Annotated in this window: 10 protein-coding genes; 2 read left to right on the plus strand and 8 right to left on the minus strand. The window is 44.6% G+C overall.

Annotated elements, in window-relative coordinates; all coding sequences use genetic code 11:
• Positions 1–92: 92 nt before the first annotated feature.
• From PG901_RS11760 to PG901_RS11790, 7 genes are all read right to left on the minus strand, one after another.
• Positions 93–1,361: an enoyl-CoA hydratase/isomerase family protein gene (locus PG901_RS11760; protein ID WP_271134511.1), complete on the minus strand. Its 1,269-nt coding sequence runs from the start codon at positions 1,359–1,361 to the stop codon at positions 93–95.
• A 72-nt stretch (positions 1,362–1,433) separates the two neighbouring features.
• Positions 1,434–2,216 carry an enoyl-CoA hydratase gene (locus PG901_RS11765; RefSeq protein ID WP_271134512.1) on the minus strand — a complete coding sequence of 261 codons (783 nt, stop codon included), beginning with the start codon at positions 2,214–2,216 and terminating at the stop codon, positions 1,434–1,436.
• Between the two features lie 82 nt (positions 2,217–2,298).
• Entirely contained in the window at positions 2,299–3,459 is a 1,161-nt protein-coding gene (locus PG901_RS11770) for an acyl-CoA dehydrogenase family protein (RefSeq protein ID WP_271134513.1), read from the minus strand.
• A gap of 181 nt (positions 3,460–3,640) precedes the next feature.
• Complete coding sequence (locus PG901_RS11775) at positions 3,641–5,125, minus strand: CoA-acylating methylmalonate-semialdehyde dehydrogenase (protein WP_271134514.1); 1,485 nt, start codon at positions 5,123–5,125, stop codon at positions 3,641–3,643.
• A 296-nt stretch (positions 5,126–5,421) separates the two neighbouring features.
• Complete coding sequence (locus PG901_RS11780; RefSeq protein WP_271134515.1) at positions 5,422–7,530, minus strand: propionate--CoA ligase; 2,109 nt, start codon at positions 7,528–7,530, stop codon at positions 5,422–5,424.
• A 294-nt stretch (positions 7,531–7,824) separates the two neighbouring features.
• Complete coding sequence (locus PG901_RS11785) at positions 7,825–9,495, minus strand: fatty acid--CoA ligase (RefSeq protein WP_271134516.1); 1,671 nt, start codon at positions 9,493–9,495, stop codon at positions 7,825–7,827.
• Positions 9,496–9,878: 383 nt separating this feature from the next.
• On the minus strand, positions 9,879–11,084 hold the full coding sequence (locus tag PG901_RS11790; protein WP_271134546.1) for an MFS transporter: 1,206 nt from the start codon (positions 11,082–11,084) through the stop codon (positions 9,879–9,881).
• Between the two features lie 570 nt (positions 11,085–11,654).
• Here PG901_RS11790 and PG901_RS11795 point away from each other — a divergent pair.
• A complete protein-coding gene (locus PG901_RS11795) occupies positions 11,655–12,659 on the plus strand; it encodes a dienelactone hydrolase family protein (RefSeq protein WP_271134517.1) in 1,005 nt (334 codons plus the stop codon).
• Positions 12,660–12,964: 305 nt separating this feature from the next.
• On the plus strand, positions 12,965–13,711 hold the full coding sequence (locus tag PG901_RS11800) for a hypothetical protein (RefSeq protein WP_271134518.1): 747 nt from the start codon (positions 12,965–12,967) through the stop codon (positions 13,709–13,711).
• 285 nt (positions 13,712–13,996) lie between these two features.
• Here the strand turns inward: PG901_RS11800 and PG901_RS11805 are convergent, their stop codons facing one another.
• A complete protein-coding gene (locus PG901_RS11805) occupies positions 13,997–14,584 on the minus strand; it encodes an Rrf2 family transcriptional regulator (protein ID WP_271134519.1) in 588 nt (195 codons plus the stop codon).
• Positions 14,585–14,626 lie beyond the last annotated feature (42 nt).

The raw sequence follows: 14,626 nt of genomic DNA on the forward strand, positions 1-14,626 counted from the left end.
TCGCTCCTTGATGATTGCTTATGCAGACAGTGCTACACATAGTTTTACGTTTTTTAGTTTATACCTGATTCTTATAATGAGCTTACAAGCTCTTAGCGCACAAGCTGGCTGCCTAAGGCTTCATCACCCAACCAATCGCCTAGAGGATGTTCGCCCTTAGCATAAGGGTTTACAAAGTGCTGATGTATATATTCCTGCCCTTCGGTGCTTAGACACTCTGCTAATGAGCGCGACCATTGCGGGTTGCGATCTTTGTCAATCAGTAGCGCACGTACGCCTTCTTTAAAGTCAGGATTGGCCGCACAATGTACCGCTACGTTGGCCTCTAAATACAGAACCTGCTCTAGCGATAAGTCCGTGACTTTATGATAAAGCGCGTAGGTCAAAGCGACAGTAACTGGGCAACCTTGACGGTACGTATCTACTGCCCGCTGCGTCCAGCTATCTTTAGCAAAGTCTGTATCTAGCTTTGCCAGCGCTTCGTCACTTTGTAAAAGTGCATCAATATCTCCCAGTCCGCCGCTGTTCATCAACTGCTGGATAGGTTTCCAATATGTCGCTAATTTGCTAGCAGGCAATTCGGCTGCTGGTTGCGCTGCCAATGCACGGCTAACAATACTATGAGCGCTATTGTTGCGACATTTATCGGTGCTACCTGCTGCCACTTGCCAATCGCCCTGTTTTAAGCTTTGTATGACGGCATCATAATCACTACTAGCAACGGCATACTCTGCTAGATTGGATAATAAAGCGTCATTGCCGTTACACATCGCACCCGTTAGCCCTAAGAACAAACCTGTTTTAGCTGGCATGCGCTGTAGGAACCAACTACCAGAGGCATCAGGAAACAGTCCAATAGTCACTTCTGGCATCGCAAAGCGGGTGCGCTCAGTGACCAAACGATGACTACAGCCAGCCATCAAACCCATGCCGCCACCCATAATAATGCCATCGCCCCAGAGGATTAACGGCTTTGGATAAAAATGCATCTGCCGATAAAGACGATATTCATGACCGAAAAACTCTGTCGCATAAGGGTTCGGTAGCGGCGCACTGGTAGACATACTGTCATACAGCTTACGGATATCGCCGCCAGCACAAAACGCCTTGTCGCCTGCTCCTTTTAATACCAATGCCACTATCTGATCGTCATTTTGCCACTGCTCTAGCTGCTGGGCTAATAACTGACACATCTCAACACTGAGCGCATTGAGAGATTTGGGCGTGTTTAACGTCATTATTCCAATAAGATGGCCACACTCTGTCGGCTCGGTATCGAACAATACTGGCGCTTCTTGTGTGATGTTTTCTACAGAATTTTGATTATTAGTATCGTCCGTCACTGTCGTCGCTGCTGTCATAAAAGTAACCTAAAAATTAAAAGGAAAGATATTAACGCTAAGTCTGATTCAATTTGGCTTATTTAATTTGACTTATTTATTTTGCCAAGTGGGTTTACGCTTTTCTAAAAACGCTTGCACGCCTTCGCGCTGATCTTTGGTGTCGAACAACTTAACAAAAGCTTCACGCTCATGGATAAGGTTTTGGGCAGGCGGGGTGTTTCTTGCGGCTTGGATAAGCTGTTTAGAGTAACTGACGGCAACAGGAGATTGCTTAGCGACTTTTTGCGCTAAGGCTTGCGCCGCTAATAAACCGCCACCCTTTGCCGTGACTTCTTCGACTAAGCCAATACGTAATGCGGTCTCGGCATCGACGCGCTCACCGCACAATATCATCCGCTTCGCCCAACCTTCACCAACCAGCAAAGGTAGATTCTGCGTACCGCCTGCACATGGCAATAAGCCCACGCCCGTCTCTGGTAAAGCCATCTGTGCATGCGCTTCTGCGATACGGATATCACAGGCCAGCGCGCACTCAAGTCCACCGCCCATCGCATAACCATTGATAACCGCGATACTCACACCGCGATACGCTGATAGCGCTTCAAACGCTTCCCCAAAAGCGATGGCCATGCTGATTGCTTGACCTTTATCACCGTCTGAGAAATTGTTTAAATCCGCACCTGCTGAAAAGAACTTCTCGCCGTCGCCATGAATAATTAAGGCGTAAACGTCATCATTGGCATTGAGGTCAGTGACCAGCTGTTTGAGCGCTGGCAGACTGTCCATCGTCCACGTATGGGCTGGCGGATTATTCAGTGTCACGGTAGCAATGTGACCGTCAATTGATAACTTTAAATTTGTATAATCGGTCATGGAACATCCTTGTTATAGTATTTCTATAAAACTGCTTTATTCAAAACGCCTAATAAGCAAATAATTTTACAATATTGTTGGGCTAGCGTAGTTGACTCAACGCATCATCTTGCATAAGCTGACGCGAGACAATTACCCGCATGATCTCATTGGTGCCTTCCAAAATCTGATGCACACGCAAGTCTCGTACATGGCGCTCAAGCGGATACTCATTCAGATAGCCATAACCGCCATGTAGCTGTAAGGCTTCATTGGCAACATCGAAACAAAGATCAGTGGAGAGACGCTTTGCCATCGCACAGTAGGTAGAAGCTTGCCCATCATTGTTATCGACTTTATTAGCTGCTAAATAAAGCATTTGCCGCGCAGTAATGGTTTGGGTAAGCATATCAGCAAGCTTAAACTGTACTGACTGTAAGCTGGCAATCGGGCTACCAAACTGGCTACGCTCTTGCACGTAATTGGTCGCTGTCTCTAGCGCTGACTGCGCCGTACCTACCGCACAGATACCAATATTAATACGACCGCCATCCAAGCCTTTCATCGCAATGCGAAAACCTTGGCCTTCTTCACCGATGAGATTTTCTACTGGTACTTTGACATCTTTAAAGCTGATGGTACGGGTTGGCTGCGCTTTCCAGCCCATTTTATGCTCGTTTTTACCATATTCGATACCAGCGCTATCAGCGTCTACCACAAATGCAGAAACCCCTTTTGATCCTGCGCCGCCTGTACGCGCCATGACCACTAAGACGTCAGTCGAGCCTGCGCCTGAGATAAAGGTTTTCTCGCCATTGAACACGTAATGGTCGCCTTGCTTATCGGCTTTGGTGCGTAATGAGGCCGCATCAGAACCGGCATTCGGCTCAGTTAAGCAGTAGCTACCAAGCCATTCACCGCTGACCATGTTGGGCAAATACTTTTTACACAAAGCATCGCTACCGTACTCACCTATCATCCAGCTCGCCATATTATGGATACTCATATACGCGGCAACGGCGGTATCACCCCATGCCAGCTCCTCAAACACCATCGCAGAGTCTAGGCGCGGTAACCCTAAACCATCATAGTCAGGATTGGTATATAACCCCAAAAAGCCAAGCTCACCTGATTTCTTAATCACATCAATTGGAAAGTGCGAGGTGCGATCCCATTCAGCCGCATTGGGCTTTAGCTCTTTTTGAGCAAACTGCCGAGCGGTTTGGCGAAAGGCAATTTGGTCTTCAGTCAATGAGAAATCCATAGGGTCATCCTTGTGCTTGCATAGCAAATATGGTGAAGAAAGTTTAGTAAGTCATCAGTTCAATATCGTTATACAGTATAGCAGCGACAAAACGACAATCATAAATCATGCTTTGTTAAAAACATACTGAGTAAGATTGTCGCTATGTTGTTGAGATGCTGCAAATATAGTGGATTAACAATTACATTGAAATAGTGGTATTAACGCCGCGGCTTGCCTCATCATCAAACCAACGTGCAGTAACCGTCTTGGTCTGGGTGTAGAATTGTACTGCCTGCTTACCATAAGGACCGAGATCGCCAAGCTTACTAGCACGTGAGCCTGAGAATGAGAACATCGGTAGTGGCACAGGAATCGGCAAGTTAATACCGATTTGACCGACTTGCACATCCTGTTGGAATTTATGTGCGGCCGCTCCTGACTGAGTGAATATCGCCGTACCATTACCATGTGGATTGGCATTCAATAGCTCAATCGCTTCATCAAGGTCAGCTGCACGCATGATACACAGAACAGGGCCAAAGATTTCTTGCTGATAAATTTGCATATCAGCGGTAACGTTATCAAAGATAGTCGGTCCTACAAAGTTGCCTTTCTCAAACCCTTCAACCGTGATGCCGCGACCATCAAGAAGTAGACTGGCGCCCTCTTCTACCCCAGTACCAATTAAGTGCTCTACACGCGCTTTTGCGGCAGGTGAAATGAGCGGACCTAAGTCCTTGTCGTTTTTACCTGCTGAAACCACTAAGCCTTCTGCTTTAGCTTTAATATCGTCAATCCATTCACCTGCTGCGCCCACTAGCACCACGACCGACAGCGCCATACAACGTTGACCGGCGGCACCAAAGGCGGCACCCGCTAGCTGATTGAGTGTTTGTTCTTTATTGGCATCAGGTAGGATAACGCCATGGTTCTTGGCACCCATCATGCACTGGGCACGTTTGCCAGATTTGCTGGCGCGCTCGTAGACATGTTTGCCAACGTTGGTTGAACCAACGAATGAAACCGCTTTGATATCTGGATGATCACAAATAGCATCAACCGTCGCCTTGCCGCCATGCACGACGTTTAAAACGCCCTCCGGGACGCCTGCTTCTACTGCCAGCTCAACCAGACGCATGGTCACCATTGGATCTTGTTCAGAAGGCTTAAGAATGAATGTATTGCCCGTGGCAATCGCCATTGGGAACATCCATAGCGGAATCATCGCGGGAAAGTTAAACGGCGTGATACCAGCGCAAACGCCAAGTGGCTGCCAAATGCTATAAGTGTCTACGCCTGACGCGACATTTTCAACAAAGTCGCCAATCTGCAAATTGGCAATACCCGCGGCATGCTCGACGACTTCAAGACCACGGAACACATCACCGCGCGCATCAGCAATGGTTTTACCCTGCTCGGCAGTCAAGATTTCTGCCAGCTCATCCATATGCTCGCGAATCAATTCTTGATACTTTAAAAAGATACGCGCACGCGTGGTGATTGGCGTTTTGCGCCATGTCTGAAAGGCTTTCTGAGCGGCAGTGACGGCTTGATTGATTTCATCGTCAGTGGTTTGCGGAACTTTAGCAATAACTTCTTGGGTGGCGGGATCGGTGATATCAATCCATTCGCTGGTATTAGAATCAACAAATTGACCATTGATGAGCTGTTTAACGTGGTGCATAAGACATCCTTATCTTGTTTGCGAGACTACCCTTTTATGGTGTCCTAGTATTCAAAAAAGAGATAAAAACGATAAGTTTTTATCAATCAAACTTAATTTTTAAAATGATTTATTTCGTATCGTTATTGACTATAGCAATAAATCAATTTTAGGGTCAAGTGCTTTATCAAACTTTTATCTAAGAATTTGTGACTCTTTAAATTCTCTAACATTTAAAAACCAAAAAGCCCATGACTGTACATGAGCTTTTTCCGATATTAAGATACATGGCTTTTTTCAATTAATACGCTATTAGATTAATAGTCTTTCATCGACTGCTTAATCGCATCAATCGCGGTTGGGTTATCAAGTGTTGACATATCACCTGTCTCATTACCTTCTGCTAAAGCACGAATAGCGCGGCGTAATATTTTTCCGGAGCGCGTTTTTGGTAATGCTTGCGGAAAATAAATCGCCGCCGGTCTGGCAATACCGCCAAGGGATTTTACCACGGCACCGATGACTTGCTGCTCAATACGGAAACGGTTTTCGGTCGTCGCCACTTGCTCATGGTCTTTTAGCACACAAAAAGCAATCGGCAACTCGCCTTTTAACTCATCCTGAATACCCACGACCGCACATTCTGCCATCTCTGGATGGGTACTGATAGCTTCTTCAATCTCTTGCGTGCCGATACGGTGACCGGCGACGTTAATCACATCATCAGTACGTCCTAAGATATAAAAATAACCATCTTCATCCGTCACTGCATAGTCCGAGGTTGAGTATTGCTTGCCATCAAACAGACCAAAATAGCTGCTGATAAAGCGCTCGTCATTACGCCATACGGTGGTGAGACAACCCGGCGGTAAGGGTGCGCGAATGGCGAGCAAGCCCTTTTCGCCAGCTTTACAAAGCTCGCCGGTTTCTTCGTTTATCACGTGGGCATCATAACCATACATAGGATAACCGGGCGACCCTTGTTTGTGCGGCTTATGGTTAAATTTGGGCGTATTACTTAGAATTGGCCAGCCTGACTCTGTCTGCCAATAATGATCTAAAATCGGCACACCTAAATGCTTAGTCAGCCAATTGGCCGTTGACTCATCAAGCGGCTCACCTGCTAAAAAGAATGACTTAAGGCTGGAGACGTCGTAGCGTGTCATCCAAGTCTCATCTTGTTTTTTAAGCATACGCACACCGGTCGGTGCGGTAAATAAAATATTAACCTTATTGGCTTCGACAATCCGCCACCAGATGCCAGGGTTTGGACGATGTGGCAAGCCTTCATACATCACACTGGTCATGCCAGCGAGCAATGGCGCATAAATGGTATAAGAATGCCCAACCGCCCAGCCGATATCAGATATCGCCCAAAAGGTCTCGCCCGCCTTGCCATCGTAGATATAATCTATCGACGTCGTTAGCGCCACTGCATGGCCGCCGGTATCACGCTGCACACCTTTTGGCGTACCGGTAGTGCCTGAAGTATAAAGCAAATAAGATGGCGTATTGGACTCTAGCCAGACTGGTTCGACAATCGCATTGGCTTCACAGCTGATACGGCGCTGGGTTGCATAATCGACATCGATAGCTTTTTTCTCAAACGGCAAAACACCACGATTGACGACTAGTACATGCTCGGGCTTGACCGTTGCTTGCTCAACGCCTTGATTGACCAAGCTCTTATAATTAACAACCTTACCGCCACGTAGACCCGCATCTACTGTGATGACCATTTTTGCTTCGGCATCATCCATACGAATGGCCAAGTTATGGGCAGCAAAGCCACCAAATACCACCGAATGCACCGCACCGATGCGTGCGCAGGCTAGCATGGCATAAGCCGCTTCTAATATCATCGGCATATAAATGATGACACGATCGCCCTTGCCGATACCGTGACGCTGTAGCACATCGGCAAAGTAATTGACTTCTTTATAAAGGTCATTATAAGTCAGGCGACGCTTGGTATAGTCAGTATAAAGCTCAACGTTATTGCCCAAATCTTTAAAGGCATCGACGACGGTAGGAAAGGTTTCGATTAATTCTTGGTTAATCTCAGAGGATAGCCAAATAAAAGCATCCTGCTCGGCGCGCTCTGCAAGATGGCGATCGACACAGTTATAACAAAGGTTGGTCTCACCGCCGACGAACCATTTAGCAAACGGCAGATTGCTGTCATCAAGGATTTGCTCAGGCTCTTTATGCCAATAAATGCGCTTGGCTTGCTCCGCCCAAAACTGCTCGCGATTATCAATGGAGGACTGATAAATATCTGCAAAGGTTTGCTTGCTATCAAATGACGCTTGAGAATTTTGGCTAGAGGATTGATTGAAGCTTTGATTATTATTGTGATTCACAGCTTGATTGCTGGTTTGATGACTGCTTTGATTGCTGGTTTGAGAGTTAGCTTGCTCGTTCATAATGGCTGTCCTTAGCGTAAACGATGGGTAATGCTGTAAGTTTTTATAAAAAGCAATGTTATAAGAAGCAATGTTATAAGATATGACTTCATAATATGATGCTTTATAAGATACGCTCTTATTCAATAATATCATAATATAAAACTGGCTATCCCTGCCAGAATTAAAAAACCGATACGTTATGTATCGGTTTAAAATGTAGCAGAGCTAGTGATAAAGGTCAACTATTAAGCGTGTCAGCTACTTGATATTTTGCTAGCCATAATCGCATTAAAAGTTAACCACTCTAAGCGATTACACCTCTGTTTGATTGGCATACATCTCTCGCATGACTTTTTTGTCATGTTTCCCTACCGAGGTTTTTGGTAGCTCATCGACGAATTTAAACTGACTTGGCACGCCATACTTAGGAATAATACCGCGCTCAACAGCTTGCTCGGCAATCGCTTTGATGTCATCGGCGCTGGTATCTTGGCAAGCAGGTTTAAGCACAATCAAGGCTAGCGGACGCTCGCCCCACTGCTTATCACGCACACCAATCACTGACACGTCAGCCACCGCTGGATGTAACGATAAAATCGTCTCAATCTCTAATGACGATATCCACTCACCGCCTGATTTAATCACGTCTTTTAGACGATCGGTAATTTTAATATAACCATCAGGCTGGATGTAGGCGATATCTTGCGTATGCATATAGCCATTTTCCCACAGCTCTTTACCCGCATCGTCATTTTTCAGATAGCTCTGCGTTAACCAAGGCGCACGCAGCACCAACTCGCCCGTATTGTCTTTACCCATACCGACAGATTCATTGTCAGTATTCCATACTTGAGCGTCTACCATCAGTACCGGCTTACCGGTCATACAACGGCGGGCGATATCTTCTTCTGCAGACATCTCAGGCTCATTGAGGCTAAATTCTGTCAAGCTAATAAGGGGGGCGGTCTCAGACATACCATAGCCAGTATAAACTTCGATACCTTGTGCCAATGCTGCTTTTGCTAAGCCTTCGGTCAGTTTAGAGCCACCGATAATCATTTTTAACCCATTAAAACTGGCATCACGATCTTGCGCTTCTTTGAGCACCATCTGCAAAATCGTTGGTACGCAATGGGTGATACTGACTTTTTCATTGATAATTAAATCCATCAATACATCGGGTGCATAGCGACCTGGATAGACTTGTTTTAGACCAACCATAGTGGCAGTAAACGGGAAACCCCACGCATGAACGTGGAACATCGGCGTCATCGGCATATACACATCGCCGTAACTGACGCCTTGCTTATTAGGCAGCATACCCAATGACGCCGCTTCCGTCAGTGTATGTAATACCAATTGACGATGGCTAAAGAACACCCCTTTTGGATCGCCGGTCGTGCCCGAGGTATAAAAAGTGGTGGCAATGGTGTTTTCATCAAAATCTGGGAATTCAAACTCGCTACTAGCGGCATCTAACAGCGCTTCATATTCACCGGTGACGCGATTTTGATTGCCGCCAAAGACGCCTTCATGCGTCACGCCATTGTCATCAAGCCAAATAATATGCTCAATACTAGAGTTTTCAAACTGATAATCTTTCACCAAGGGCGCAAATTCAGAATTGAGCAGCAATACTTTTGGTTTAGCATGGTTGATGGTATAAAGGATTTTTTCAGGTGACAGGCGGATATTGACGGTTTGCAAGATATATTCTGACATCGGTATCGCAAAGTACGATTCTAAGTAGCGATGACTGTCCCAATCCATGACTGCAATCACATCACCGGCATCAAGCTTTAAATCTGCTAAAACATTGGCTAAGCGATTGATACGCTGAAACAATTCTTTATAAGTGAAGCGCTGTTTATCGGCATAAACGATTTCTTGCTCTAGCGATACCGTTTTGGCACGATTTAATAGTTGCTTGACGATTAACGGATAATCGTAGGCTGACGGCGCACTATGATAAATATTTGACATAAATTTAACTTCCTTGTGGGTGGTTTTAATTATTTTAAAGCACTATTAATAAATTTTAGAAAACATATAAAAACAGAGCATTTTTATCGGTATACGCGTGGCTATAATGGATGGCAATACTTATCGTTATTCTTAATAAGCTCTATTGATAGTAAGAAAAAACCTAGGCTATGTAAAGCGTGCTTGCGTAAGTAGCATACGATGACCAGTACGTTGATTGGCATTTAAACACTTGGGTTATTATGTTATGACAAGGCCATATTAAGTGAAAAGATATAGTGCTAAAAATTGCTATATTAAAATGTGCTGCACTAAAAGCCCGCTTATCAAAAGAATTATTTTCTTAATAATAGGCGCTCAAAAAACGCTATCAAAAAATCCTCTTAATTCGCGCGAGGATTTGTTTTGACCATCCCAATGCTAGCAACCAATAACGCCAGCACTTGCACAAACAATAATAACCAAACCGTCAGCGACCATTGGCCACGCGCATAAGCAATGCCGCAGAGCCATGCGCCCATCGTGCCACCTGCGTAATAACCCATATAATATAAGCCCGACGCCAATGAACGTCCTTTTTTAACATTGACCGCGATATAACTGATGGTGGCAGCTTGCGTAATAAAGACGCCAGTGGACATAACAGCAAGCCCTATCACGACTCCCCAAAGCGGTGTTAGCAATGTTAGCAGCACGCCAAGCATCGAGATAACCATCGCTACTCGAACCGTACGCGCTGAGCCAAATCGGCGTAGCAACGTCGTCGATAATGGGGTGATGATAACGCCTATTAAATACACGGCAAAAATATTGGCAAGCGCACCTGTGCTTAATTCATAAGGTGTATCCGCAAGATGCAAATTAATAAAGGTAAAACAGCCAACCAACGAGAACAACACGCAAGCACCAAGCAAACAGGAAGTGACAACATAGCGATTGACCAAATGCTCACCGAGGGTCTGCATGGCTGAGCGAAAGTTGGGATTAGCAACGAAGTGCCGTGATGCGGGCAGCATTTTACCCACCCACAGCGCCCCGATCAGCGTCATACCTGCCATCACATAGTAGCCAGCGCGCCAACCAATAAGCTCGTGCAAGTGCCCAAGTAAAAAGCGCCCCATAAAGCCGCCGAGCACCGACCCTGACACATAAAACGACATCAGCTCAGTGACCGCGCGCCCCTCAAACTCTTCACCGATATAAGCAATCGTCACCACCGTAATACCGGGTACAGACAATCCCTGCATAAACCGCCACATGCCCATCCAGCCGATGTTCGGACTTTGGGCAATTAACGCAGTAGGTATCGCTAAAAACAAGAGCGCCCCAACGACAAATGACTTACGACCAACGGCATCAGAAAGCATGCCCAAAAATGGCGACATGATAGCAATCGCCAATATGGTAGCGCCGACAATCATGCCTGCCTGCACCTCAGTTGCGGACATATCCACCATCAATACTGGCAAAATAGCCTGAATAGAATAGACCTGCAAAAAAGCAAACATCCCAATCAAGCCAATCGTCAGCTTCAATACCCATGAAGGCGCATCAAATGGCAGCGGTTGATTGGGTGGCTGAGTGGGCATTTGAATATGGCGGCGGATAGCGCTGCTATCTTTGCCACTGCTACTGCCACTGCCACTGCCATCAACATTGACATTGATGTCGCTATCTATACTGTTATTTATATTATTATTCAAAGTATTACTGACTATATTGGACGCCTTTTTTAGCTGGAAGCTAGACGGCATAGGTGAGAGAAATAAAGCGATAGCATGAAATCGTTATAATAATAAAACTTATGACTGACTATAAAACGATGCATAATTTGTGAGTTTATCACAGCAAATACCAGACTCAGGTTTCGGTGTGTTATTCGCGATGCTATTTATGAATGTTATTTATAATAAAAGATTTTTATTCAAGTGCTTTTAATGACAAATTTTTCAACCCTAAAACGCTAGGCTGATTTTAACACTGTAGAGGTGATTAATATTTTTGACAGCTAATAGATTACTGTCTACTATTATTTTGCCCTGCTATTTATGATTGATATCGCCACTTTAGCCCTAGCCTGACAAAGTAATGCATAGAATAAAGTAACGCACAGAATAAACCTTACATACAAAAAGACCTCAAATAATAGACCCTTTATCATGTTAAACAACGCTATTTATCCAAGATTGATTGCCGCGACAGGTGCACTGATTGTTTCTATGCATGTGGCAGCGGTCACCTCAGAAGAAATAACCCCAATTAAACAGCCAGTAATGGAAAAGCTTTCAATTAATGAGCTGTCAACCGCCACCTTAGCAACCAAAATACCCGCAACTAAAATACCTTTAACCACGACAACATCAGCATCGCCTACCTCAAACTGTATTCCTGACAGTGTCATTACAGCGGCTGAGCTGTCAGCTACGCGCGATAATGGTCCTTTTACGGTGGCAAGTAAATCTGTTCCTCGGCAACTAGCCAATGGCTTCGGCGGAGGCACCATTCATTATCCTACCAATGCTGGAGACTGCGGCCTGTTAGGCGGTATCGCAGTGATTCCCGGTTATGTGTCTTACGAAGCCTCTATTAAATGGTGGGGGCCACGTCTGGCATCTTGGGGATTTGTGGTGATTACTATCGATACCAACTCTATTTATGATGACCCCGATAGCCGTGCCACCCAATTAAGCGCCGCACTCGATCATATTCTTAGCGATAGTACGGTGGGTGCGCAAATAGATAGCACACGTTTAGGCGCTATCGGCTGGTCAATGGGCGGTGGTGGCGCGCTGCAGTTAGCGACCAAGCGCAGTGACGTTCGGGCCATTATTCCGCAAACGCCCTATCATGATAAAGACTACGGCAACATGGACACGCCTGCTTTATTTATTACCTGTCAAAATGACCGCATTGCCTCTAATAAAAAGTACAGCAGTCCGTTTTATAATAATGCTGCTGGCGCAAAAATGAAGATTGAGATAAAAAATGGCAGCCACTTTTGTCCAAGCTATCGCTTTAACGAGATATTACTCAGCAAACCAGGTATTGCTTGGATGCATCGCTACATAAATGGTGATACTCGCTTCGATAAATTTTTATGCAACAATGAAAATTATGGCAACAGCCCCCGTATATCGGCTTACGATTATAAAAACTGTGTATAGTCAATTTAAGCTAAAAACAATACAGGGCGGCTGGGATAAGTTTTGCGCAGCCACTGGAGTGTAAAGCACACAGCAAACAAGGACAGAAGGAAGAAGAAGTTATCTCAGCAGAACGCTATTTTGAATTACATTACAGTCAAGGCAGTCCTCTAACCAATTTTTAATATTTACACATCTATATGGCTGATATCTATTTCCTTACAGACTTTACGTACTTAAAAAACCATAATCAGAACGTATGCATAATTCATTGCTATTACTAATAATTAAAAAACTCATAAAATAACGATTAAGGAAAAGTATCAATGACCGATAAAATACATGATTTGGGTGCAGGATTTTGGAATATTCGTGGCACATTTCGCTTAGGTGGGGTGCTAAATATAGGCACTCAGTGCTCGCTTGTAAAATTAGCCTCAGGTCGCTTTATATTTTTAGACAGCTATGAGCTCACCGACGACGTACGCGCTGAGATAATGGCCTTAACCAACAATGGGCAAGATGTCGAAGCGGTCCTCAATGTCCACCCCTTTCATACTGTCCACTGCGCACAAATGGCAAAGGACTTCCCGCAAGCAACTTTTTATGGCAGTAGCCGTCATCATAAAAAAATCCCTGCCGTACAATGGGCAGACGATTTGGTCGAAAGCGATGCGGTCGCCAAGCGCTACCCTGAGCTGAAGTTTTCTATGTCAGAAGGTATTCATTATATCTCGCCCAATGAGATGATTCATGCAGGCTCGCTGTTGGTATTCCATCCTGCCAGTAAAAGCTTGCACGTCGATGATACTTTTATGAGTCCACCAACCAAATTACTAGAAGCGGTGCTACCGGAACTGTTATTGCACCCAACGACCAAAAAAGCACTAAAAGATGAGCCTAATGCTGGCAAGCAGTATTGCGACTGGGCGGCCAATTTGGCCCATGAATGGCGCGAGGTACGTAACTTCTGTGCCGCGCATTCTTATTTAGTGAAGTTTAAAGAGGGTGAGTTTGAAAAAGCCTTATTAAAAGCCATTGATAAAGCCCGTCCTAAGCTTGAAAATGCTTAAACGCTTAGATGCTTAGCTGCTTTAAAAATTGATAATAAAAAAGGCTGCCCATACTATTACTAGCGGGGCAGCCTTTTTTTGTGGCGATTTTATATATAGTAGAATCACTTTAAAATTGATATAGTCGGTACTAAATAAAATGGATACGTTATCTGACAACGTGAAACTGGTACGAATTTTTCGTAGCCTCTGGAGTGCAAGGCGCACAGCAAGCAAGGAAAATTTATACCAGTCGCACATAGCTATAACGTAGCGCTTTTATTTTGAACTGATTATATAAAGCTTCTATTTTACAAAGCTATTTAGGCCATTTCTATAAAACAATAACTCCGCAAGCTCTGCCTCATTACTGATAATATCTGCCAATGTATAACGCTCAAGGACGTTGATAAAAGCGGTCAATGCTTCAAAGAATACCTGTTTTAGCTGACAGACAGGACTAATAATACAACCTGACTTGACCTCCGCACTTGCTTCCTCATCAATCAGCGTCAAAGACAAATCTTTGGCAACCGCATTATCATCATTACCATTAAAAGAGTTGTCAGAATTAGTATTGTCAGGCTTAGAATTAATCAATAAATCGGTCGAAAAACATTCAACCAAATTAAAATCAGGCTCAATCTGTTTGATTAACACACCCAAATTGATGTCTTTTGGCGCACACGCCAAGCGAATCCCACCGTTTTTACCGCGCACGCTATCTATATAGCCAAGTTGCCCGAGCTGATGAATAATTTTGGTCAAATGACTTCTAGAAATGTGATAACTGTTGGCAATATCACTGATATTTGCCAATAGGTGCGGCTCAGGCTTGGTCGCCAAATATATTAATGAGCGCAGCGCATAATCACTATAGTTGGTCAGTCGCATTTTTTGCACTCCAATGTTTGTTATAACTATTAACTTTATAAT

Origin of the sequence: Psychrobacter sp. ANT_H3 (assembly GCF_027919975.1) — a bacterium.
GTDB lineage: Bacteria > Pseudomonadota > Gammaproteobacteria > Pseudomonadales > Moraxellaceae > Psychrobacter > Psychrobacter maritimus.